This window comes from Aeromonas sp. FDAARGOS 1404, assembly GCF_019047085.1.
Lineage (GTDB): Bacteria > Pseudomonadota > Gammaproteobacteria > Enterobacterales > Aeromonadaceae > Aeromonas > Aeromonas veronii.
Map to the genome: position 1 here is coordinate 1,477,501 of NZ_CP077237.1, position 22,993 is coordinate 1,500,493.

General features: G+C 60.1%; 20 protein-coding genes (1 of these 20 cut by a window edge). 8 read left to right on the top strand and 12 right to left on the bottom strand.

Translation table 11 applies throughout. The features are described 5' to 3' along the window. Positions 1-270 carry the 5' end (the start) of a ribonuclease gene (locus I6L34_RS06700; RefSeq protein WP_075114575.1) on the bottom strand. 372 nt of this gene lie to the left of the window's left edge, so only the first 270 of its 642 coding nucleotides appear in the window; it begins with the start codon at positions 268-270; the stop codon falls past the left edge of the window. Positions 271-467: 197 nt separating this feature from the next. Here I6L34_RS06700 and I6L34_RS06705 point away from each other — a divergent pair, with 197 nt between their 5' ends. Then, entirely contained in the window at positions 468-1,028 is a 561-nt protein-coding gene (locus tag I6L34_RS06705) for a carbonate dehydratase (protein WP_005343397.1), read from the top strand. A gap of 180 nt (positions 1,029-1,208) precedes the next feature. Here the strand turns inward: I6L34_RS06705 and I6L34_RS06710 are convergent, their stop codons facing one another. Then, a complete protein-coding gene (locus tag I6L34_RS06710; protein ID WP_216956224.1) occupies positions 1,209-4,247 on the bottom strand; it encodes a cytochrome c peroxidase in 3,039 nt (1,012 codons plus the stop codon). 191 nt (positions 4,248-4,438) lie between these two features. After that, entirely contained in the window at positions 4,439-5,347 is a 909-nt protein-coding gene (locus I6L34_RS06715; RefSeq protein WP_064335542.1) for an S-adenosyl-l-methionine hydroxide adenosyltransferase family protein, read from the bottom strand. Between the two features lie 198 nt (positions 5,348-5,545). Between I6L34_RS06715 and I6L34_RS06720 the strand changes: the two genes are divergently transcribed. The 3 genes from I6L34_RS06720 (at position 5,546) to I6L34_RS06730 (ending at position 8,981) form a co-directional block, all read left to right on the top strand. Continuing rightward, positions 5,546-6,010 (top strand): hypothetical protein, encoded by a 465-nt coding sequence (locus I6L34_RS06720; RefSeq protein WP_216956227.1) that lies wholly within the window; start codon positions 5,546-5,548, stop codon positions 6,008-6,010. Positions 6,011-6,166: 156 nt separating this feature from the next. After that, positions 6,167-7,636 (top strand): GGDEF domain-containing protein, encoded by a 1,470-nt coding sequence (locus I6L34_RS06725; protein ID WP_216956899.1) that lies wholly within the window; start codon positions 6,167-6,169, stop codon positions 7,634-7,636. A 97-nt stretch (positions 7,637-7,733) separates the two neighbouring features. After that, positions 7,734-8,981, top strand: coding sequence for a DEAD/DEAH box helicase (locus I6L34_RS06730; protein ID WP_216956231.1), 1,248 nt, complete (start codon positions 7,734-7,736; stop codon positions 8,979-8,981). Between the two features lie 84 nt (positions 8,982-9,065). Here the strand turns inward: I6L34_RS06730 and I6L34_RS06735 are convergent, their stop codons facing one another. Both I6L34_RS06735 and I6L34_RS06740 read right to left on the bottom strand, forming a co-directional pair. Continuing rightward, positions 9,066-10,337 (bottom strand): lipopolysaccharide biosynthesis protein, encoded by a 1,272-nt coding sequence (locus tag I6L34_RS06735; RefSeq protein WP_216956234.1) that lies wholly within the window; start codon positions 10,335-10,337, stop codon positions 9,066-9,068. Positions 10,338-10,566: 229 nt separating this feature from the next. After that, positions 10,567-11,331, bottom strand: coding sequence for a CphA family subclass B2 metallo-beta-lactamase (locus tag I6L34_RS06740; RefSeq protein WP_216956236.1), 765 nt, complete (start codon positions 11,329-11,331; stop codon positions 10,567-10,569). Between the two features lie 689 nt (positions 11,332-12,020). Between I6L34_RS06740 and I6L34_RS06745 the strand changes: the two genes are divergently transcribed. Then, a complete protein-coding gene (locus I6L34_RS06745) occupies positions 12,021-12,695 on the top strand; it encodes a tetratricopeptide repeat protein (RefSeq protein ID WP_216956239.1) in 675 nt (224 codons plus the stop codon). A gap of 93 nt (positions 12,696-12,788) precedes the next feature. On the opposite strand, the gene I6L34_RS06750 is transcribed toward I6L34_RS06745, so the two are convergent. Beyond that, positions 12,789-14,492 carry an amidase gene (locus I6L34_RS06750; protein ID WP_216956242.1) on the bottom strand — a complete coding sequence of 568 codons (1,704 nt, stop codon included), beginning with the start codon at positions 14,490-14,492 and terminating at the stop codon, positions 12,789-12,791. Positions 14,493-14,617: 125 nt separating this feature from the next. Continuing rightward, a complete protein-coding gene (aguA, locus tag I6L34_RS06755; RefSeq protein ID WP_043849960.1) occupies positions 14,618-15,715 on the bottom strand; it encodes an agmatine deiminase in 1,098 nt (365 codons plus the stop codon). Positions 15,716-15,870: 155 nt separating this feature from the next. Here aguA and I6L34_RS06760 point away from each other — a divergent pair, with 155 nt between their 5' ends. Both I6L34_RS06760 and I6L34_RS06765 read left to right on the top strand, forming a co-directional pair. Then, positions 15,871-16,824, top strand: a complete 954-nt coding sequence (locus tag I6L34_RS06760) for a LysR family transcriptional regulator (protein WP_033115874.1) — start codon at positions 15,871-15,873, stop codon at positions 16,822-16,824. Between the two features lie 493 nt (positions 16,825-17,317). After that, on the top strand, positions 17,318-17,653 hold the full coding sequence (locus I6L34_RS06765; protein ID WP_216956243.1) for an endonuclease domain-containing protein: 336 nt from the start codon (positions 17,318-17,320) through the stop codon (positions 17,651-17,653). A gap of 131 nt (positions 17,654-17,784) precedes the next feature. Here the strand turns inward: I6L34_RS06765 and I6L34_RS06770 are convergent, their stop codons facing one another. Further along, entirely contained in the window at positions 17,785-18,351 is a 567-nt protein-coding gene (locus I6L34_RS06770; RefSeq protein ID WP_216956244.1) for a TetR/AcrR family transcriptional regulator, read from the bottom strand. 199 nt (positions 18,352-18,550) lie between these two features. Between I6L34_RS06770 and I6L34_RS06775 the strand changes: the two genes are divergently transcribed. After that, positions 18,551-19,588, top strand: a complete 1,038-nt coding sequence (locus tag I6L34_RS06775; RefSeq protein ID WP_069554974.1) for an alkene reductase — start codon at positions 18,551-18,553, stop codon at positions 19,586-19,588. Between the two features lie 97 nt (positions 19,589-19,685). Here I6L34_RS06775 and rpoS read toward each other — a convergent pair whose 3' ends face one another. From rpoS to I6L34_RS06795, 4 genes are read right to left on the bottom strand one after another with little or no spacing between them, the layout of a single operon-like run. Next, the gene (rpoS, locus tag I6L34_RS06780; protein ID WP_005335504.1) at positions 19,686-20,669 is read right to left on the bottom strand and encodes an RNA polymerase sigma factor RpoS; all 984 of its coding nucleotides are present in this window, start codon (positions 20,667-20,669) and stop codon (positions 19,686-19,688) included. 45 nt (positions 20,670-20,714) lie between these two features. Beyond that, on the bottom strand, positions 20,715-21,785 hold the full coding sequence (locus tag I6L34_RS06785; RefSeq protein WP_058057110.1) for a LysM peptidoglycan-binding domain-containing protein: 1,071 nt from the start codon (positions 21,783-21,785) through the stop codon (positions 20,715-20,717). A 9-nt stretch (positions 21,786-21,794) separates the two neighbouring features. Beyond that, positions 21,795-22,376, bottom strand: a complete 582-nt coding sequence (locus I6L34_RS06790; RefSeq protein WP_005354505.1) for a YqaA family protein — start codon at positions 22,374-22,376, stop codon at positions 21,795-21,797. Further along, a complete protein-coding gene (locus tag I6L34_RS06795) occupies positions 22,373-22,990 on the bottom strand; it encodes a protein-L-isoaspartate(D-aspartate) O-methyltransferase (RefSeq protein ID WP_033138377.1) in 618 nt (205 codons plus the stop codon). The genes I6L34_RS06790 and I6L34_RS06795 overlap by 4 nt, the downstream gene beginning before the upstream one ends. Positions 22,991-22,993: the final 3 nt, after the last annotated feature.

Sequence of the window (22,993 nt, forward strand, 5' to 3'; positions counted from 1 at the left end):
GAGGTCGGCAAACTCGCTCTCCATCTCGGGATCGAGCCGTTCGCGAGTGCAGTTGCTGGGGTAACCGCGATCGTACTGGGGCCAGAGACCATGCAGCACAAAGCCCAGCTTGCGGGAACACTGGTCCCGATCCGCCGGTTTGACGGCGCAATGCTCGGGCGACCAGGAGAGCGCCATGGCGTAATAGTCAAACTCCCCCGCCTCCCCTTTGGCCTGCACGGCCGAGGAGAGCAACAAACCACCCGCCAACAGGGCAATCATCTTCTTCATCTATATATGTCCATTTCAACCAACTCGGGAATGGCTGCAATGCTCCCATATTCCAGCGCTCGGAAACAGTGCTCCAGCCAAGGCTTGCGACAAGGGTCAGACCACTTCGGGGTTTCACCGGATACTAACGAGGCGTAAGCTGGCATCCTGGCGCCGGGTGCGCCACCGCATCATTTCAAGCAACCACAGGATGTAACATGATCCGCAAGAATCCCTCCGGCCATCTGCCTGTCATTGACGAATCCGCCTATATCGACAAGACCGCCATCATCTGCGGCAAGGTGATCATCAAAGAGAATGTCTTTGTCGGCCCCTATGCGGTGATCCGCGCCGACGAAGTGGATGCCAACGGCGAGATGGAACCCATCGTCATCGGCGCCAACTCCAATATTCAGGATGGCGTGGTGATCCACTCCAAATCCGGTGCCGCCGTCACCATCGGCGAGTACACCTCCATCGCCCACCGCTCCATCGTCCACGGGCCGTGCGAAGTGGGAAACCGGGTCTTTATCGGCTTCAACAGCGTGCTGTTCAACTGCCATATCGGTGACGGTGCCGTGGTGCGTCACAACTCGGTGATTGATGGCTGCGATCTGCCGCCGGAGTTCTACGTCCCCTCCACCACCCGCATCAACCAGCAGAGCGATCTGACCCATATCCCGCGGGTTTCAGTGGATGCCGCCGAGTTCTCCGAAGACGTGGCCCACACCAATATCGACCTGGTCAAAGGGTACAAGGCGCTCTCCAACGAGTTCTGATCCCTCTATTTCCCGCGGGTTTCGGTCGATGCCGCCGAATTCTCCGAAGATATGGCTCACACCAATATCGATCTGGTCAAAGGGTACAAGGCGCTCTCCAACGAGTTCTGATCCCTCTGTATTCCCAGAGAACAAAACGGGCGCCGAGGCGCCCGTTTTTCATCTGACTCTATATGAAGGCTAGATGGCCCTGACGCAGGTGGCGGCATGAGCCTCGTCCGCCAGATCCCACAGCGGCTCACCAGTGCTCAGGTCGAGCAGCGGCAGCTCACCATCATCATTGGCAGTCGCATCGCTGCTCCAGTAGCGGTTGTAGAGCGGCCACCCCTGCTGCTGAAGCAACTGATCCGTCGCGCCATCCTTGTTGTAAGCGGCAAACAGCACCTCCAGCTCGGCCCGGGTCGGCAGACGCCAGTCATCGTGGCCGCTCGCCACCAGCTGCTGGCAGTAATCCCGCGCCCGCGCTTGACCCATGGTCACATACTCCAGCGGGAAGGGATTGTAGTCACCATCGCTGTCACTGCTCACACCGTCATAGGAGATGGACAGACGATCCGCCTCGTCCCTGGTCAGCTGGCAGACAAAGGCAAGCTTGCTCGCCACCAGCTCGGGTTGACGACAGCCCTGGGCAAAATCGGGCTGGGCATCCACCACCTGCACCGTCACGGTCAACGTGTGACGAGCCGTGGTCGCCACCAGTCGTGCCGTACCGACCGCCACACCGCGCACCTCGCCCTGCTGACTCACGGTAGCGAACTCCGGCTGTTCGCTGCGCCACTCAACAGGCGCATCGAGCGGGCCGAGAGAGCCATCGCTCAGTTGCCACTGCAGTTGCAGAGGAAGCGTCCGCCCCACTTCCAGCTGAGGCTGGGCAGGCAGCACGGCCAAGCCGGTGATCACCGCTCCCACCGGAGCCGGGTCATCCGCCTCACTCACCCCCAGCTCAGCAACAGTGGCCGGGGTGCGGCGCGGCTCGGCCGAGGCACTGCGCAAAAACTCACCGATGGCATCGAGCTCGTCATTGCTGAGGCCAAGGGCATGCAGGTGATCGGAGGCTTTGGGGAAGAAGGGATCATATTGATCCGCACCGGTCGGGAAGCCGACCCCGCTGCTCCACTTGGTCACTCCAAAGTTGTACATGGCCACCACCCCCTGCACCGAGCCGCCGATACGCTGGGCCAGGATCGGGAAGATGCCGTTGTGCATATAGGGGCCGGTAAAGGCGACGTCCCGCAAGCTGGGGGTCTTGAAGCGACCGATATCTGCTTTGTTGCGGGTCTGCAGGAAGCGCCCGCGATCTTCCAGCTTGCCACGACCGTAATAGGTGAGCCCCACACTCTCGAACCCGTGCTGACTCAACAGCGGGCCGGAGTGGCAGTTCATGCAGCGGCCATCGGTGCGGTAGAGGTGCATCCCCCACAGCGCTTTGTCACTGAGTGCCTGACTATCCCCTTTGACGAAGCGCTCAAAATCGCTGTCTCGGCTGATGATGGTGCGCTCGAAGGTAGCGATCGCCTTGGCGATCCGCTCCAGCGTGATCCCCTGATCGCCAAAGGCGGTGGCAAAAGCAGCCTGATAGTCGGGGCTGGCCTGCAAACGGGCCAGCAGCTCGTCATGACTCAGCGCCATTTCGATGGGGTTCTGGATCGGGTGAAGCGACTGCTCCTCCAGCGTGGCGACCCGCCCGTCCCAGAACTGGGTCGAGCTGAAGGCGCTGTTGAGGATGGAGGGGGAGTTGCGATTGCCCTTCTGACCCAGATGACCGACCGAGACGCTCAGGCCGTCGCTCCACCCCTTTTGCGGATCGTGGCAACTGGCACAGCTGATGTCCCGCCCCTTCGAGAGCTGTTTGTCGAAAAAGAGCTGCTGACCCAGCACCACCTTGGCCCGGCTATAGGGGTTGTCGACCGGGAAGGGAACCGCCGGCAGCGGCCCCAGCTCCTGCCATTCCACCCCTTCATCCACCCAGGCGGCAGGCCATTGGGCTGACGCACCGCTGTACTGGGCGCGCAGGGCCGCCATGTCCGGCTTGCTGCTGTCGCGCACCACGGAGGGGCGCACCGGATAGGGTGCCAGCGCATACCAGAGCAGACTCCCCTCTCCCTCATCCAGCCAGGTTCGGGTCGCCAGTTGATAGAGACGGGGTTGACCCGCACCATCCTGCAGCCAGATCTGGGCGGGCAGGCCAACAGCAAAGGTATTGGGATAGCGCCATGCCGACTTGTCACTGCTCAGCAGCCGTTCGAACTCGGTGAGGGTCGGCAGGCGCCAGTCGCTGCGGCCGCAAGCGGTCAGCCCCGCGGCCAGTTGTGGCTGGCTGGCAACCGCCAACGCACTGGTGTCACTGCCATAAAGCCAGTACTGGCTGCCCTTGACCCCGCTGACCGTGCGCACATCGTGCAGGCACTGCCAGGGGCCATGCACCACCAGCAGCCCCTGCTCATCGAGGCGCAGCAGATCCGCCGTCTCCGGCTCGTCCGGCTGGCTCGGATTCGCGGGATAGAGCTGGGTGCGGGCGGACTGGATCTGGGCGCTGTTGCTGCGCTGATACCAGCTGCGCGCCTGCTTGTCATCGCGCAGGGCCAACAGCATCTGCCAACTGTCGGCATAGTCGAGCACGGCACCCGGCTGGCGCTGGGCCAGCAGGAAGACAGCATAATCCTGAAGAGCCGCCTGTTGTTGCAGGCGGATCTCCTCTGCCCTGCCCCACTCGGCCTGATTGAGGGAACCATCCCCGCTCTGATCCGCCAGCAGGAAGAGCGCCGTCTCCTCCTCGTTCAACCCCAGCCGCGGCACGCTGTTGCGGCGCGCCAGAGTGATCCCGGCCGAGAGATCCGCCACCCGCACCGATACCGCGCGCAGCAGATAGCCCTCGTCGCTACCGAGCAGCTCCAGCGGCTGATCCAGTTGCAGACCTGCTGGCAAAGTGATGCTGACAAGCTGGCCCGGTTCGATGGCCTGCTGAACGCGGATCCCGGTGGCGACCTGTCTCACCTCAAGCTGTGCTCCCGCCCCCAACCGATCGGCCACATTGACCTCAATGGTCAGAGGAACCCGGGTATGGGTTTCCGGCGGTACTATTGGCGGAGTGATGGGCGGCTCGGTCGGCTTGACGACCGGCGGGGTCACCTCGGGTGAGGGGGTCACCGACGCATTGCTGTGATTGTCATTGCATGCGGTCAGAGCCAGCAGGCTGAGCAGTAAAAGGCTGGTTTTCATTCGGTATGGTTGAGTGGTCAGACAAGTGCGCGATTATCCAACCAAATACCAATCATTATCAATTGCATTCAATTAATATGCTTTTTGACAACAACTCCTTATCAGCAACGCCTTACCACCCAATGAGAGAGGGCAGCCTCTTTGGCTGCCCTCTCTTGCTTCAAACCCGCTTGTCGAAAGCCCGACAATCTTCAGGAGCACTTCTTCAGGCTGATATGCCAGTTGGCGCCGGATTGCACCTGATGCTTGGCGGCGAAGCTGTCCATGTTCAGCGCCACCGACACCTGCAGCAGGCTGTTGAGGTAGACCAGCGGCTGACCTTCCGGCACGTCACCGAAGCTGCTGACGTAAGGGGCCTTGCCGTCATATTTGACCACATCTCCTTCGCGGATCTTGATGCAGGCGTTATCCCCCTTGTTGATCCCCGCCTTGGTCAGCAGGGCATCGTCGATATTGGTCCAGACGTTGCCGTACTGCACATCGAGGATCGGGATGGTGCCCTTGAGGGTGCCATCTTTCTCGGCTACTGCAGGCTGATAGGGGATCTTAACCACTTCGGCGGGCAGCAGCGGGCCCACCTGCTCGTAGCTGATGGCGCCGGAGGCGAGCCGTGCGCCGGTATAGGCGTACACATCGCGGCCGTGGAAGGTGTAGGACTTCTCGGAGCCCTTGAGGCGGTTGAGCTTCTCATCGATCTGGCGCACCGCCTCGATGCCGAAGTGCTCGGCCACCAGGGTCAGGGTGCCGTTGTCCGGGGTCACGATGTAGTGGCCGCTCCTGGTCTTGAGCACTACTGACTTGCGCTCGGTGCCGACACCGGGATCAACCACGCTGACAAACACAGTCCCCTTGGGCCAATACTGCAGGGTCTGGTAGAGGCGGTAGGAGGCTTCCCAGATGTTGTAAGCCGGGATTTCGTGGGTCAGGTCATAGAGCGGCAGGGTGCGATCCACCCCGAAGGCAACCCCCTTCATGGCCGACACGGCGCCATCTTTGAGGCCGAAATCGGTCTGGATCACCAGCGCTTCGTTGGCGACGGCGATGCCGCTTGCCAGCATGAGGGCGAGCGCGATGGCGCGGGGAGCGGTGCGAATATCCATATCTGAACTCCTGAATCATCTGAGGATAACGAAACGGCAATAGCCATTTAGACATCCAGACTGCCACCAATGAATTTTTTTGCAAGGGGTTTGCAACAAAGTGAGGGACGACTCGCAGAAATTGTGCTCGCCAAACGTCGGCGGCGGGGGTATCAAAGGCAGAATGGGAAAACGTTTACAATACAGGAGCTCAGCACCATGACACAACCCGTACCGGAGATGATGACCCTGCTGCTGGAGATTGGTGAACAGAGCAGTCAGCTCTGGCTGAGCCAGCCAGATGCGGCCCCATCACACTACCCGCTGGCCTTTGGTACCCACGCCATCCAGCCCGGGCCGTTTCGCAATGCGCCACCCACCCCGCTCGAACTGGAGCGGGCCATCATGGTGGTGGAAGATGAGCTGATGCGCATCGCCGCGCAGATCCCGCTCGGCTTGCAGCTGACCCTGCGCAGCCAGCCGTCGCTGGCCGAAGTGCTGGGGGACAACCAGCTCGACCGGGATCTGGTGGAGCAAGCCTTTGGCCAGCTGGCCGCCATGGCGGAAGGGGATCCCCTCGCCGCCAGCTTGCTGCCGCGCGACGAGCACTTTGCCGCCGTGCTGCTGATCGTCAGGGAGTGGCTGCACCATCTGGCCAGCGAGAGCGTGCTGATCGTGGAGTAGGGATAAATAAGTGGTGAGGGCTTCAGCTTCTGGCAAGGTTTGTCGGTGGATCCTGTCGGGATTTCCTTCGCGTATACTTTGCCCGTATGGCGCCCACGCCCCTATCGGTACTCTAACCAGACACCTATGACCTTATTTTCAGGTAACCCCCCAGCCTTGCGCTGGCCACAGGCGTTTGCTCGCCAGTTCATCGTCAAAGTGGCCGGATTGGCCCTGCTCGCCCTGACCGGGTTGGGCACTGTCTTCTACTACACCTATCTCACTATCCAGCACGACATGGATCTCATCACCGCCAGACAGAAGAACGTGTTCGAGGTCTTCTACCAACGGGCCAAGATCCTCAAGGTGGAGAACATCACCAGCTATCTGGCACAGCATCATCTACTCGATCAGCCACCGCCCCCGAATAGCGTCGGCAGCGACTATCTCTACGGGTATGACCTCAAAAGCAAATACCGCTTTGCCGATATTCCGCTGCAATACCCGGCCGCCAATATCCTCAACACCTTCCGCTATGCCCTCTCTTATTCGGAGGTGATCAACATCTACACCATCTGGAATGACTACCGGCTGATCGGCATGGTTGCCGACAACAATGTGCTGCCCGCCAGACTGGCGCCGATCAAGGTGGATCTGATGACACTGCCCGCCTGGTATCACTACTTCGGTTGCGCCAGCTTTGCCCCCGGCCGCCCCTTATGCAGCGCCGATGAGGCCTTTGTCTCCGATATCGAGATCGACAGCTTCAGCATGCGCAACACCATAGTGATGTACTTCCCCTTCATTCATCAGTCGGGGCGCGGCGGTTACAAATACGGGCTGCTCGGTATCGACATCGCCGTCGATGAAGCATTTAACGATGTGTTGCGCCCCTTCGACACCATCAACCCGACCCGCACCAACATATCGTTTGAAGCCGCCGAGCCCTGCCGCCCGAAGCATCTCTGCCTGAGCAAACCCTTTATGCGCACCAAGGCGGGGGATGATCTCTATCTGAAGTGGTCCTACAGCTGGTTTGATTTCGTCAAGCTGGCCCTGCAAAGTGCGGCCTTCAAGGTCTATCTCATCGTGCTGTTGATGGGCATGGTGGCCTGGAAGCAGATCTACCTGCGGCTGCGCACCCTGGCGCACACCGACCACCTGACCCGGCTGCCACGCAGAGATGTGCTCTGCCAGAGTCTGCTCCATGAGCACGACTATCTGATGATCCTCGATATCGACAACTTCAAGTCGATCAACGACACCTATGGCCATGGCGTCGGGGATCTGGCACTGGTCGCCTTTGCCCGCCACCTCAGAAGCAATATCCGCAAGGTGGACAGCGCCATCCGTTGGGGCGGCGAGGAGTTTATCGTGCTGTTCAAGGGGATGGAGGATGACGAGATGATGATCCACTCCGCTGCCCGCCTGCTGGATCGGCCATTGGGGATCCCCGAGCTGCCCACCCCCATCACCTTCTCTGCCGGGGTGATCCGCATTCGTGACTACCTCACCGTCACCGAGGCGGTGCATCTGGCCGACGAGCTGCTCTACCACGTCAAACAGCACGGCAAACACAACATCGCCTGCTATGAGGGCAAAAAGATCCGGCTGATCCGCCCATTACCGGACGACGCAGAGGCATAGCCGCCTTCTGCCGATCCCCCTGCTTCTGCTACCATCGCGGCCACGATCACTCACTGCATCGTGGCCGCAGGCCGCGATAACCCCGACTGGTGCCCCTATGTCCACAGCCTCCTTTGCCGAACTGGCCCTCTCCCCCCGCTTGCAGCAGACCCTGAGCGAACTGGGCTATGCCGCACCGACCCCCATTCAGGCGCACGCCATCCCCGTCATTCTGGCAGGGCGGGATCTGATGGCGGGGGCCCAGACCGGCACCGGCAAGACCGCCGCCTTTGTGCTGCCGCTGCTAGAGCAGTTGCTACAACAGCCACAAGCAGAGCCCCGCCCGATCCGCGCGCTGGTGCTGGTGCCGACCCGCGAGCTGGCGGTGCAGGTCGCCGAGAGCGTGGCGCGCTACGGTCAGGGCACCGGCCTCACCAGCACGCAGGTCTATGGCGGGGTAAGTATCGCGGCGCAGGTCGAGGCGCTTCAAGCCGGGGTGGATATCCTGATCGCCACCCCGGGCCGCCTGCTCGACCATCTGCGTCAGGGGGCCTTGAGCCTGGATAGCCTGCGCCATCTGGTGTTTGACGAGGCGGATCGCATGCTCGACATGGGCTTTATGGACGAGATCAAGGCGCTGCTCAAACAGATCCCGGCGGATCGCCAGACCCTGCTCTTCTCCGCCACCTGCGACAACAACCTGTTTGCCCTCTGCAAGGTACTGCTGCGCGACCCCGAGCTGATTGAGGTGGCGCCGCGCAACACCACGGCGGCTGAGGTGGAGCAGCGGGTCTACACGGTGGACAGCGATCGCAAGCTGGCGCTGGTCGAACACATGCTGAAAGTGAAAGGGTGGGCACCGGCACTTATCTTCAGCCGCACCCGCCAAGGTGCTGACAAGCTGGCCCAGCAGCTTGGCAAATCGGACATCAATGCGCTGGCCTTCCACGGCGATCTGTCGCAAAGCGCACGGGAGAAGGTGCTGCTGGAGTTTCGCGCCGGCACCCTGCAAGCGCTGGTCGCCACCGACGTGGCGGCCCGCGGCCTCGATATCACGGATCTCAACTATGTGATTAACCTCGAGTTCCCGTTTGTGGCCGAGGATTACGTCCACCGTATCGGGCGCACCGGCCGTGCCGGCAACAAGGGGCTCGCCATTACCCTGTTCAGCCCGGAAGATGCGCCCCTGCTGGAGAAGGTGGAAGCGGTGCTCGACACCCGTTTGCCCCAGCAGTGGTTCCCGGGCTTTGAGCCGGATCTCACCCGCTTCGAGCCCGAGCCGCGCCGCAACAGCAAGGCGGCCCAGAAACAGCGAGCCAGAAAGCAGGCCCTCGCTGGCAACAAGGGTGGCAAGGGCAAGCGTTAAGCCTGCCCTGCGCCGCCAATAAAAAAACGCCCGCACGGGCGTTTTTTGTTATCTGACAGGAGCCTGCTCTTGGCGAGTAGAGCCCTAGCGGGTCGCCAGCACCAGTGGCAGGGATCGCAAGATCTGCCGCTCCGCCAGGGTCGAGAGGATAAACATCACCATATAACCGAGCCCCAGCGCCACGATAATAGCCACCACGTTGGCGGTGAACTCGGCCACCAGATAGTAGGCGGCGACCAGCGCCACTATGCCCGCCAACCGGATCAGCAGGCTCTGGGTAAAGTGACCGTGAGCCTTGATATAGGCGAGCTGATAGCCGTTGAGCATCATAAAGATAAAGAAGATGGAGAAGTGGAACAGCACAGGCACCGCCCCCACGTAGTCAGCGGGGAAGAACATCAATACCAGCGGCTTGCCCGCCAGCAGCATCAAACCAAAGAAGGCCAGACTGACGATGGCGGAGAGGCGGAAGATCCAGCGGCGGATCAACCTTATCTGGCGGTGATCGCCATTGCGCAGATTAACCGCCAGCTCAGGCAGTACAAAGCGGTAGATGGGGAAGACAAACAAGGTGGTCATATAGGTGAAGATGGGACGCACCACCACCTGAAAATCCCCCAGCTCGTCGATGCTGAAGTGACGGATGGTGAGCAGCACAGTGATGTAAATCATCAGGATGCTGGCCCCCGCCTCCAGGGATGCGGTAAAGCTCTTCTTCACATAGCTCACCATCTCGGGGCCGAGCGCCACCTTGGCCAGCGGCTTGGTGGCGATGGCCCGGCGGCGCAAAACATACATATAACCGGCGATGGCGAGCGAGGAGAAAGTCAGCCCGTAGAAGAGCGAGGCAAGTGCATCCATCCCCAGCCCGAAGTAACAGGCCATAAACAGCAGGCCGTTGGCCAGCGGCTCCAGCCAGGTGACCCGGTTGGAGAGCTGATACATCCGGTACATGGCCACCAGATTGGTGAAGTAGACCTTGAGCCCCAGCCCGAAGATGACCCCCACCAGTTGCAGATACTCCACCCGGATATGGAGCCCGTGTTTGATATAGGGGATCACCGCCCCCCAGGTGAGCAGCACGATGCCGATGAGGAAGTAGCGGAAGATATTGATGATGTCCCGATCATTTTTGGTCTGGGAATAGCTCACCACCATGGAGGAGCGAAAACCTGTCATCAGGATAAAGGAGAGGGAGATCAAATCCACCACGCTGTTGAACAGCGCCAGCTCCCCCTTGGCGACCCACTGCGCAAGCCACACCTTGAAGGCGAAGCCGATAACGATGCTGACCAGCGAGGCCCACATCCCGGTGATAAAGGCCTGCTTGAGGCGCGCGAGAGAGGCGTATTGCATAACGAAAATGGATAACTTTCAGGAAAAAGAGAGAGGGCCATCTTATGAAAGCCGCCCTCCCTTGAACAGCCTTAATCTCGCAGTGCCAACTGCCCGCAATAAGTGGCCGCAGAAAAGCCGCAACAGCAAAACCCCCGCTTAGTTCCTGAAAGCGGGCGTTTTGTGGTGTGCCGTTATGGCTGCTGATTGCAGCGATGGCACGGCTTGCTGCCAGTCTGTCGCGCAACCCTTATGACTGCGGCACCGCCTTGATCAACTCTTCATAGTGATCAATCAGCTCGGGGCCGTGCAGCGGCGAGTCGTGACCGCCAATCACCGTCTTGATCGGCAGCTTCATCGCTTTGAGCCGCTCGATGGTCTGCGGATAGGCCTTCACATTGGCAAAGCTCAGGTTGCCCAGCTTCTCCTTGAGGATGCAGTTGCCATAGAGCACCTGCTCATCGGGGAAGTAGACAAAGATGCCGTCCGGCGTATGGGCCTGGCCCGCGTAGAAGGCGCGCACCTTGCCCTCTTGCAGCGTGAAGTCACCATCGTGCACCACGTTGGGCAGCACCAGCGGCAGATCCGGGTACTCCGGCAGCCCCTTGCGGGTAAAGGCGACAATCTCGGCCCAGTCGCTCTTCATCAGATCCCGGGTCTGGCGCGTCGCCACCACCTTGGCCCCGATGGACTTCCAGTAGGCGTTACCGCCCGCCCGATCGGTGTGGTAGTTGGTGTTGATCACCTCCAGCACCGGCTTGCTGCTGACCCGTTTAATGAGCTTATGCAACTCGCGGGCGGTATCCGGCGTCCAGGTCGCCCCCACCACAGTCACCCCCTTGGCCCCGAAATAGACCATGGAGTTCTCTTTGACGTAGTAGTTGTCCTCCACCACATAGACAGGGCCGCTCACCTGCTTGAGCTCGATCCCCGCCGCCCGCACGCTGCCACCCCAGAAACTCGCCATCAGCACCACGGCCCCGGCCAATCCGCACTTCATCCAACCTTTCATCATCTTGCTCCCTCGAACCAACCGCCCCCTCGCCACCCCTGTGGCAAGCCGGGCCTTTTAAGCAATGAGCAGAAGATACGGGGGATTTGTGAGGGGAAAATGAGGTTGTGTGAAGAGAAGGTGAAGTCTGGGGGAAGTCTGGGGGAAGTCTGGGGAAAGTACGGAAAAATCGGCAACGACCTCTTGTTCGCGAACGTCCGAATACGCTGCGCCATTCAAACCTGCAACACAGATAGCGGCCCCTCACCCTAGCCCTCTCCCGAGGGAGAGGGGATGACCCGTGCCAATTCCAAGCCACTCATATTCACCCGCACCACAGAGCCAACGCACCATCAGCGGAATCCATTCCGCCCCCTTCTCCCACTCTTGATCACAAACAAGGGGAGAAGGGCCGGGGATGAGGGGAGGTAACAATAAGCCCCATAATGTAGGGTCGATTAGCGCAGCGTAATCGTCCGTTTACCGCGAATATCCTGATAGCAAGAGAAGCAGGAAACCCTGAATATCAGCAACCTCTCGACCACAACCTATTCGCGATCGTCCGAATACGCTTCGCTATTCGAACCTACGGGCCTACTGAATACCTAATGACTGTCGTCATACTGGCATTGATTTATGATTCCAACAGCACTTATTATTTAGTGCTATTGATTCATTAAGATACACTGTGCAGCTGGGTGAGGATTTCATGGATGAAAAAAATACTATTAATGTTATGTGTGGTAGGCTCTTGTTTTGGAAAGACAACAGCTCAGGCGGATGATTTATTGTTCATGACAATTCCAGAGCTAACACAACTAGCAGAGCAGGGCGATATAAGGGCACAAAATAATCTTGGCATTCGTTACCTTTCTGGTTTGGGAGTAACAGAAGATAAGAAACAAGCAGAAATTTGGTTTCGCAAATCTGCCGAACAGGGAGATGTTTATTCACAAGATGCTCTCGGCAATATGTATTTCCTAGGCGATGGGGTAAAACGAGATTTCAAACAAGCAAAGATTTGGTATGACAAAGCTGCTGCGCAGGGATATAGCAATGCACAATTAGCGCTCAGCACTATCTATAGTGAAGGGTTTGGAGTAATACAAGATTTTAAGCAGGCTGCGGTTTGGGCCCACAAAGCAGCGGAACAGGGGAATGCCACAGCACAATTTAGCCTAGGCGTTTATTATGAATCTGGCAAAGGAGTGCCACAGGATTACAAAATGGCTTATGTGTGGTACTCAGTAGCGGTTACTAATAACAAATTAATCGCCAAGTATGCCACCGAATCTCGTGATTATGTCGCCAAAAAGTTACCTCCAGCAGTATTAATAGACGCACAAACACTTGCAGGTCAGTATTTCGAGAAATACCAACCAAATTAACCAATGATAACTTTAAAAATAAAACCACCCTCTATGCGGGTGGTTTTTTCATTATCTTCGGATAAACCAGAGATATTTAACTAACCACACAAATCAAGCCAACGGCGGTGTCCGCGGCGGCACCATACGCTTGTTGCCGGTGGACTCGAAGGCCGAGGCGAAGCGCAGCAGGTTGTTGTCGTCATAGGCGCGACCGGCGAAGGTCAGGCCCACCGGCATACCGATATCGGCCATCACCCCCATGGGGACGGTGACGGTCGGCACGCCGAGATGGCGAATGGCGAGGTTGCCGTTGGCAACCCAGATGCCGTTGCTCCAGGCGATATCGGCGGAGGCCGGATTCACATCCGCATCAGCCGGGGCGACGTCGGCAACGGTCGGGAACAGCACGGCGTCGAGCTTGAGCCCGTCCATCCAGTCTTCCAGATCCAGCTTGCGGGTCTTCTCCAGACCGCGCAGGCCGTCCGGCACTGTGGGGATCTCGTCAAAGCGCTTGATGCCGCGCTTGGCCATATTGACGTACTCGTCCATGCCCGCCGCCAGATCGCCCTCGCGGTTAGGCAGGGTGCCCGGATCGTGGGGGAAGATCTTCGGCCCATCGACATCGGCCAGCTTGTTGAGCTTGGGATCGCCGTTGGCGCGCAGGAAGTCGTCGAACGCCCAGCCGGAGAGCTCCCACAGCTCGTCGTTGAGAAACTCCGGGCTCACGATGCCGCGATTGAACACGGTCGGCGCACCGGGTCTGTCCCCTTCGCAGTTGGAGACCAGCGGGAAGTCCACTTCGATAACTTCGGCGCCAGCAGCTTCCAGCGCCTTGCGCGCATCTTCCCAGAGGGCGATCACGGTCTCGCGGGTATGGATGCGCTGACCGGTCGGGCCGCCGATGCCGGGGTTTTCGCTGGTGCCGGCCAGTTCATCCTTGTTGATAAACATGCGCGGCACGCCGAGGCGCTTGCCCTTGAGGGCATCGGCCTTGGCAGCCAGATCCAGATAGGAAGCCGGACGCACTTCGGAGGCCTTGGGCAGTTGCACCCAGGGCTGCAGGCGCCACAGATCGCCACGAGTCTCGGCATCGTCGGCGACCACTACGTCGAGCACTTCCAGCAGATCGGCCATGGTGCGGGCATAGGGCACCACCACATCCATGGTCGGGGTCAGCGGCCAGTTGCCGCGCACCGAGATGACGCCACGGGACGGGGTGTAGGCACACAGGCCGTTGTTGGAAGCCGGGCCACGGCCGCTCGACCAGGTCTCTTCGGCGAGACCAAAGGCGGAGAAGCTGGCGGCGGTGGCAGTACCGGCGCCGTTGGAGGAGCCGGAGGCAAAGGGCGCGGTCAGGTAGTCGGCGTTGTAGGGGCTCTCGGCACGGCCATAGACGCCGCGCTGCATGCCGCCATTGGCCATCGGCGGCATATTGGTTTTGCCAAGGCAGATGGCTCCGGCGGCGCGCAGGCGCTCAACGGTAAAGGCATCGCGCTGGGCCACCAGATCCTTGAAAGCCGGGCTGCCGGAGGCGGCGGTCAGCCCCTTGACCAGATAGCTGTCTTTGGCGGTGTAGGGGATGCCGTCGAGCGGGCTCAGGGTTTCACCACGGGCACGGCGGGCATCGGAAGCTTCGGCTTCTTTCAGCGCATCGGGATTGGCGACCACCACGGCGTTGAGTTTGGTGGCAGTCTCTGGGCCGTTGTAGGCCTCGATCCGGGCCAGATAGGCCTTGACCAGTTCGACCGCTGTGGTGCGGTCTGATTCGAGCGCGGCACGCAGCTCGGCAATGGAAACCTCGGTCACTTCGATCATGGGGATCTCCTGTAAAAGGGTGACTGTTTGTCATGATGATCGCCGCATCAGCGCCGGCGACCATCACACCATCAAGAGAGAAAACCCCACGGCGTGGGGTTTTGAATACTCACCGGAACCGGTTCTTATTTGCCGGAGGGGATCTGCTGAGTAATGCAGTGAATATTGCCACCGCCCAGCAGGATCTCGCGGGCCGGCACGCCGACTACGGTGTGCTCCGGGAAGATCTCTTCCAGAATGCGCTGGGCCTCGCCATCGGTGGCGGCATCCAGCAGCGGGTAGACGATGCGATCGTTGGTGATGAGGAAGTTCACGTAGGAACCGGCCAGACGGCCTTCTGCCTCGCGCGGCACACCGGTACCGCTCTCGACACCGGCAGACTCCTCTTCGGTACAGAACAGCGGGCCCGGCTGGGGCAGCTTCCACACTTTCAGCTTGCGACCCTTGGCATCGACCGCCGCTTCCAGCACCTTGAGGGCGGCCACGGAGCGGGCGTACTGGGGATCGTTCTGGTCATCAGTCCAGTGCAGGGCCACTTCACCCGGACGCACGAAGCAGCACATGTTGTCGATATGGCCGTCGGTTTCGTCCATGTAGACGCCTTCGTCCAGCCAGATAAAGCTGGTAACGCCCAGATAGTCGCGCAGGTGAGCTTCGATCTGCTCTTTGGTCAGGTGCGGGTTGCGGTTTTCGTTGAGCAGGCACTCGGCGGTGGTCAGGCAGGTGCCTTCGCCATCGACGTGGATGGAGCCCCCTTCCAGAATCAGCGGCGCATCGTAGCGAGCCATCTCGTGTTGGGTCAGCATCTGGGCTGCCACTTCCTCATCCTGATTCCACGGGTAGTAGAGACCGCCCTTGTGGCCGCCCCAGGCGTTGAAGCCCCAATCCACGCCACGGCACTCGCCGGCTGCGTTGGTAACGATGGTCGGGCCGGTATCGCGGGCCCAGCAGTCATCGCTGTCCATTTCAACCAGAGTGACGTGGGCGGGCATGATGGCGCGGGCCTGCTCCATAAACTGGGCCGGTACCCCCATAAAGACCGGAGTCGCACCACCGATGGCATCGGCCACCTTGGCGAAGGTCTCTTGCGCGAAGCGACCGGCTACGCGCCAGTTGTCCGGGCGAAACGGCCAGATCATCCAGACGGCCTGCTGGTGCGCCCACTCGGCGGGCATGGTGAAGCCGTCGGCGGCCGGCGTGGAGTTAATGGTCTTGATGCTCATCGCAAGGCTCCTTGCATGGATTGAGGCCCCCGTTTACGCCAGATGCGGCGCGGGAACCCGGAAAAATAAGAGTGGGTCGCAGATTAAGACGTTGCGCCCCCATCCATCAAATGAATAGGATGGATTGTCCCATAAACACGGCGAATAATCCCCCCATGAAACTGCACCAGCTCGACCTCAATCTGCTGCTCGCGTTTGACGCCCTGATGACGCAGGGCAGCGTCACCCGCGCCGCCGAGGCGCTCTTTATCAGCCAGCCCGCCATGAGCCATTCGCTTAACCGGCTGCGCACCTTTCTCGGCGACCCGCTTTTGGTGCGCACCCCGCAGGGGATGCTGCCAACCCCGCGCGCCCAGCGACTGCATCTCGGGGTGCAGCAGGCGCTGCGGCTGCTGGAGCAGCAGCTCACCGAGGAGGAGGAGTTCGAGCCGAGCCAGTCGAAGCGGCGCTTCGTGCTCTGCACCACAGATTACGTGGAGTGCGTGCTGATCCCGCCGCTTATTCAGCGGCTCAGACGGCTGGCGCCGGGGGTCACCATCGAGATCCGCATCCTGCGCGACACCCTGCCCGAAGCCGAGCTGGCAAGTGGCGAGATCGATCTGGTGCTGGGGTTTGACGAGTACATGCAGGTGCCGGGGTATCTGGGCAAGGAGACCTGGCTCACCGAGCCGCTGGCCGGGCTGGTGCGCGCCGATCTGCCGATTGCCAAATCGGCCCCCGCCGGTGCCGAGGATGACCCCTCCCAGTGGCAGGAGCGCATCACCTTGCAGCAGCTTATCGCCATGCCCCACGTGTTCCACTCGCCCCTTGGCACCTCGGAGGCGAGCCTCGACCGCTATCTGAAAAGTCAGGGCTTTAGCCGCACCATCTCGGTCAACAGCCAGAGTTATATGTCCGCCGCCGCCATCGTCAGCCAGAGCGATCACCTCTTGGTGCTGCCCAGCATGGTGGCCGAGCTGCTCGCCACCCACTGGCCGCTGAAAAGCCTGCCGCTACCCGAGGACGTGCCCGATTACCACCTCAACTGCGTCTGGCACCCCGTACACGCCCAGCAACCGGCGCTGGTATGGCTGAAAGATTTGATGAAGGAGCTGGTGGGGCCGAGGTGAGGCGGCTGCGTCTGGCATACCCCATCGGCGTATACGCAATAACCGGCGCAGATGTGGCTCAAGGATTTGATGAAGGAGCTTGTTGACCGACCACGATGCCCAAACCGAACCTCGATCAATTCCCTCTCCCTCTGGGAGAGGGTTAGGGTGAGGGCAGCTCCTGCTCCCTCCCCCTCATCCCCACCCCTTCTCCCACAAGGGGAGAAGGGAGCAGTTACGCTACCACTTGCAGCATCGCAGACAACCACTCAGCCATTCAGCCAAGCGATTCCCAATACATTCGAAAAGTTATCGCCATCTGCTATCACCCAATCCAGCTTCCCCTGCTCGAATCCGGCAATGAACACAGTGATGATCAGCCCAATCCCGATAGCTCCTCGAGCTGTTCCCTCTCCCATTGGGAGAGGGCTAGGGTGAGGGGACGCAATACCCAACCGGTAAACAGATGGGAAGCTGGCTATATCTATAAGGCGATACAGAGTGGGAGCAATTAATGGAGAGCAACCGTGTTGCCAAGCGACTGAGACGGGATGCCACACAGGCAGAGCAGAAACTGTGGCAACAGTTGCGCAATCGCCGTCTGGCGGGGCTGAAATTTCGCCGCCAAATGCCCATCGGCCCCTATGTGGTGGACTTCATCTGCCTTGAACAGGGTTTGGTCATCGAAGTGGATGGTTGGCAACATGGAACACAAACGAACCAGATGCATGACGAGGCTCGGACAGCCTATCTCAATCAGCAGGGATTTCGGGTGATACGAGTGTGGAATAACGATGTGCTGAGTCGGATGGAGGTCGTACTGGCCCATATTTGGCTCTCATTACGCTGAGCAGAGCCCTCCCCCTCATCCCCAACCCTTCTCCCGCAAGGGGAGAAGGGAGCAAACACCCCGGCGCGTGTGGCATCCCCGGAAACAACCATGGCTCCCAAGGGAGCCACTGTTGTTGCTGCGGTATCGCGTTACGCCCGCAGGGCCCGCATCAGCTGGGCAACCACGTCGTCGAGCAGGGGGCGATCGGGGCGGCACTGGGCAAAGGTGACCAGCCCTTGCAAGTTGATCAGCAGCAGGGCGGTGAGGGTGTGGATATTGCTATCCGGGGCCAGTTCACCCTTGGCCTGCGCCTGCGTCAGCAACTCGGCCAGATCCTGCTCCAGCTCGCCATAGATCCCCTTGACCCGCTGGGTCAGCTCCTCATCCTGCTCGCTCAGCTCCATCATGGTGCGAGTCACCAGACAGGAGCCGCAGAGCGCCTCCCCCACGATCTGGTCGAGATAGGCCGCAAGGCCCGCCAGCGGGCTCGGGTTGTCGAGCAGGGAGCGGCGCAGGGTGCGTTTGCCCTCGACATAATGATCCACCGCCGCCAGCAGCAAGCCGCGCTTGTTGCCAAAGGCGCCATAAATGCTGCCCGGGTGCAGGCCGGTGGCAGCCACCAGCTCCTGCATGGTGGTCTTGGCATATCCCTTGGCGCGAAACGCTTCCATGGCATTTCGCAGTACCTCGTCCCGATCAAACTCGGCTATGCGCATGGTTCCTCCCGTGGGAAATGGTTCACCGGCAAGGGGCAACAGGGCCCGCCGATAAAGAGTGGCTGGAAAGGGCGGCAAGTTTACCCCAGCCGCCCGCTCGGGCCAACCTTCTTGAACGCGCATTCAAAAAAAGCTTGCGCCTGACGCAAAAAACGTCTTGAATGCACGTTCAAGAATAACCCGTTCAGGACAACCTATCATGAATACCCTGTTTCAGCCGTATCGACTCAATGACACTCTGACCCTAGCCAACCGTTTCATGATGGCCCCGCTCACCCGCTGCATGGCAGGCCCAGGTCTGGTGCCGACCGAGCAGATGGCAGCCTATTACGGCCGCCGCGCCGACATCGGCCTAATTGTTTCCGAGGCCGTCATCATCCGACCCGACGCGCAGGGCTACCCCAATACCCCGGGCCTCTTCACCCAGGCGCAGATCGATGGCTGGAAGAGAGTGACCAGCGCCGTACATGCCAAAGGCGGCAAGATCTTCGCCCAGCTGTGGCACGTCGGCCGCCTCTCCCACCCCTTCTTCCATCAGGCTGAAGTGTTGGCCCCCTCTGCCGTGGCGCACGAGGGCACTGTGCCCCGCATGCGCGAGCTCACCTATCAGGTGCCGCGCGCCCTGACCGAGGCCGAAATCGCACAGCTGGTGCAGGATTACGCCCAGGCCGCTGCCAACGCCATCGAGGCGGGCTTTGACGGGGTGGAGATCCACGGTGCCAACGGCTACCTGATCGACCAGTTCCTGCACCACTCCACCAACCTGCGCACCGACAACTACGGTGGCAGCCCGGAAAAGATGAGCCGCTTTGCGCTGGAAGTGGTCGATGCCATCAGCGCCCGTATCGGTGGTGATCGGGTAGGTATTCGTCTCTCCCCGGGTGCCTATGTCCATCTGGCGGGTAGCCCGGAAGATCGCGCCGTGTTCGACTACCTGCTGGGCAAGCTGAACGATCGCCCGCTGGCCTATATCCACCTCGGCATCTTCGATGACAACCTCACCTTCGATTATCTGGGTGGCCGCGCCTCCGACTATCTGCGCGCCCACTACAAAGGCAATCTGGTCGGGGTGGGCAACTACGACGCCGAGCGCGCCGCTGCGGCCATCGAGGCCAACCGCTTCGATCTGGTGGCTATCGGTCGTCCGCTTATCGCCAACCCGGACTATCTCGCCAAAGTGAAAAATGGCGAAGCACTGGTGCCCTACGCCGATACCATGCTGGCCGAGCTGGTATAACCACGAAGCCATCGCCAGACAACAGGCAATAAAAAACGAGGGGAGCTGTTGCTCCCCTCGTGCTATCTGGCTGATGCGCTGATCAGTTGGTGCGGGCTTAATTGGTACGAAATAGCGCCTCGATGGAGAGCCCCTGGCTCAGCAGGATCTCCCGCAGACGGCGCAGCCCCTCGACCTGGATCTGGCGCACCCGCTCGCGGGTCAGGCCAATCTCGGCCCCCACATCCTCGAGGGTAGCCGGCTCGTAGCCCAGCAGACCGAAACGACGGGCCAGCACTTCCCGCTGCTTGGGATTGAGCTCTTCCAGCCAGTGGACAATGCTGCTGCGCATATCATCTTCCTGTGACTCCAGCTCAGGCCCCATGCCGCGCTCGTCGGAGAGCACATCCAGCAGCGCCTTGTCGCGATCGCCACCGATAGGGGTGTCCACCGAGGTGATCTTCTCGTTGAGCTTGAGCATGCGGTTCACGTCATCCACCGAACGATCCAGCGCAAAGGCGATATCCTCGGCGGTCGGTTCATGATCGAGACGGTGAGAGAGTTCGCGAGCGGTGCGCAGGTAAACGTTTAACTCTTTGACCACATGAATGGGCAGACGGATGGTGCGGGTCTGGTTCATGATGGCCCGCTCTATGGTCTGGCGGATCCACCAAGTGGCATAGGTGGAGAAACGGAAGCCGCGCTCGGGGTCGAACTTCTCGACCGCACGGATAAGACCGAGGTTGCCCTCTTCGATAAGATCCAGCAGCACCAGGCCGCGATTGTTGTAACGACGGGCGATTTTCACCACCAGTCGCAGGTTGGACTCGATCATGCGCTTGCGGGCGGCTTTGTCACCGCGCAAGGCACGACGGGCGTAGTAGACTTCCTCTTCGGCAGTGAGCAGCGGGGAGAAGCCTATCTCCCCCAGATAGAGTTGCGTGGCATCCATCACCTTGTTCAGCTCAGGTGCCAGCAACTCATCGGAGATAGTCTCGTCCGCCTCGGCGGCTACCTCCTGCAACTCTTCTACCTCGTGAGATTCGGGTTCAGCGTCAAACTCTAACTCTGCATCCTGCATTACCAGTTGTTCTTGGCTCATGGTGTGTCTCCCTGACGTTACCAGAGTAAGACAGTCTCTCTGGGGTTAACGCTTTGGCAAATAGCTCATCGGATTGATCGACTTGCCTCTGTACCGGATCTCGAAATGCAATCGCACATCCGGCGCGTCCGTGCTACCCATGTTGGCAATGACCGAGCCCCCCTTGACGCTGTCCCCTTCCTTCACCCGCAACTCGTCGTTGTGTGCGTAAGCGGAGAGATAGTCATCATCATGCTTGAGGATAATCAGCTTGCCGTACCCCCTTAAAGCACTGCCAGCGTATACCACTTTACCGCTGCTGGCGGCGTAGACGGGTTGCCCCTTCTGGCCGGCTATGTCGATCCCCTTGTTACCCTGTTCTGCAACAGAGAACCCCTCGACAATCCGGCCTTTTGCGGGCCAGTGCCAAGCAAGTCTCGACTGGGAGTTGTTTGTTTTTTGTTCTTTGACCTGAGCGTATTCCTTCGGTGCTGCCGGAGCAACGGATTTCTGAGAGATGAACGGCGTGGTCTGACCAGATCCACTCGGCTCGGCCAACGGACGCGGACCGCTGCTCGGGCGACTCACGGCCACCGGCGTCACGGTTGCCGGACGAGTCGCAGCTACCATCTGGGTCGAACCGCCGCCTGCAGTCTGGACATTGAGCACCTGACCCGGTTGCAGCGCATAGGGGGCGCTCAGGTTGTTGCTCTGGGCCAGCGCCTGCGGTGTCATGCCGAACTGGCGGCCGATGCTGCTCAGGGTATCGCCGCGGCGCACCTCATAGGTACCGGCACTGCGGCTGCTGCTCATGCTGGCGCTGGAACCATCGAGTCGCAGTCGCTGCCCCGGATAGATGTTGTAGGGCGGGCTGATGTTGTTGAGGCTGGCCAACGAGGGTACGTCGTTACCGGAGTTGAAGGCGATGGAGTAGAGGGTATCGCCCCGCTTCACCACATAGCTGCCGCCCTGAATGGGGGCACTGACCTGGGCACCGCTTTGGCGAGCCGGAATGGTCGAGACAAACTGCCCCTCATCAACACCATCTACCGGAGCTGCATTTTTACTGGAGGAGCAGGCAAGCAGCAGCCATGACAACACCACGACACTGCTTCCTTGCCAAATACGCGAACGCATAATGGATCCTTAACGACTAAACCAGAAATAGGCCACCACGGCCAGACCAATACAGAGCCAACCAAGCACATCAACATAGTGCATCAGTTTGCGTTCCATCTTCTCGCCACCCCAACGCATCAGGCCCGCCACCAGGAAAAAGCGCATGCCACGACCGATGAGGGAGGTGATGATGAAGGGCAGCAGAGCCATTTGCAACAACCCTGCCGTCACGGTAAACACCTTGTAGGGGATGGGGGTGAAGCTGGCAATGAAAATGACCCAGATCCCCCACTGCTCAAACCAGTTGCGAGCAATCTCGATCTTGTCCTGATAGCCCACAGACTCCACCAGTGGCAGCACGACCGGATCCCACAGCGCATAGCCAAGGGCATAGCCAAACAGGGCGCCCAGCACAGAGAAGACGGTAGCCAGCGTGGCGTAGTGCCACGCCTTGTGGGGCTTGGCGAGCGCCATCGGCGCCAGCATCACATCCACCGGGATCGGCCAGAATACCGACTCGATGAAAGCGGTGATGGAGAGATACCAGGGGGCATGCTTGTGGCGAGCCCACTGCATCACCAGTACGTACAAACGGGAAAACAACTTCACTCAACATCTCCGTCAATCAGGGGAACAAAACGTACCGGCTCCAGAATACGGCTGGTCAGCTGGGATCCGGATCGTTCGATCAGCTGCAGGGTCTGCTGGCTGTCACCCACGGGCAACACCAGTCGGCCCCCTTCGGCCAGTTGATCGGTGAGCGCCGTCGGGATCTCGCTCGCCGCCGCCGTCACCAGAATGGCGTCGTAAGGCCCCTTGTTGGGCCATCCCAGCCAGCCGTTACCGTGCTTGGCCGAGACATTGTGCAGATCAAGCTGGCGCAGCCGGCGTCTTGCCTGAAACTGCAGCGACTTGATCCGCTCCACGGTATAAACGTGCTCCACCAGATGGGCGAGGATCGCCGTCTGGTAACCGGAGCCAGTGCCAATCTCCAGCACGTGGGCCGGATCATTTTGCATCAGCAGCTCGGTCATTCGCGCCACCATGTAGGGCTGCGAAATGGTCTGGCCATGGCCAATGGGCAAGGCGGTGTTGTCCCACGCCTTGTGGGCCATGGCCTCATCCACGAATAGCTGGCGCGGTACTTTCGCGATGGTCGCCAGTACGCGAAAATCGCGAATATCCTGCGCAATGAGCTGATTTAACAGGCGCTGTACTATCACACC